Annotated in this window: 1 protein-coding gene; it reads left to right on the top strand. The window is 58.7% G+C overall.

Annotation, left to right across the window (positions count from 1 at the left end; genetic code table 11):
- Nucleotides 1-171: 171 nt before the first annotated feature.
- Nucleotides 172-564, top strand: a complete 393-nt coding sequence (locus OKB81_RS20680) for an energy transducer TonB (protein ID WP_010673455.1) — start codon at nt 172-174, stop codon at nt 562-564.
- Nucleotides 565-656 lie beyond the last annotated feature (92 nt).

The raw sequence follows: 656 nt of genomic DNA on the forward strand, positions 1-656 counted from the left end.
GCAGGGAGGTAAATACCAAGATGTGTTTGCATGAGGCGCTAGGGCACCCGATGCAACACGTAATTGGGACATAGCCTTTTTTTTGCCTGCCAGATGGGGGCTTCCCGGATGAGCCCCTTTGCCTGACACTGGCGCGTCGCTCATGGAATCGAGCGATACAACGAAGAGGGAATGTCAGTGCGTGTGAAAGGGTTGTTTCTGTGGGCCGCCCTAGCCCTGCTCGGGGGCTGTGCCAGCCCCACCGCCAAGCTGAATCAGCCTCCGGTGGATGTCACCTGGGAAACGCTGCCCGAATACTGGGTGCTGGTGGGGGATGCCATCAGTTTTAACCCGGTCGGGGGGCTGCCGGCGAAGAGGCCGGTCAAGGGGTATGTGACCCTTCGCTACCTCATCGATTCCAATGGCACGCTGTTCAGCCCAGAGGTACTGGAGTCCCAGCCTCCCGGCGTGCTGGATCTCATCGCCATCTCCGGGCTGGCGCAGCTGCGCTACCGGCCATCGGAGCAGAATCAGCAAGCCATTCCGGCTCGGGTTGTGGCCCGATTTGAAGTGGAAGTGAAATGACAAACACCCCGGCCAGGCCGCAATGCTGTTCACTTAAGAGAATTTGAGTTCCAGTCCACGTAGTATCAGGACAAAAAAGCGAGGGAGGCATG

Source organism: Aeromonas sp. QDB56 (assembly GCF_027705505.1).
Taxonomy (GTDB): Bacteria; Pseudomonadota; Gammaproteobacteria; order Enterobacterales; family Aeromonadaceae; genus Aeromonas; species Aeromonas caviae.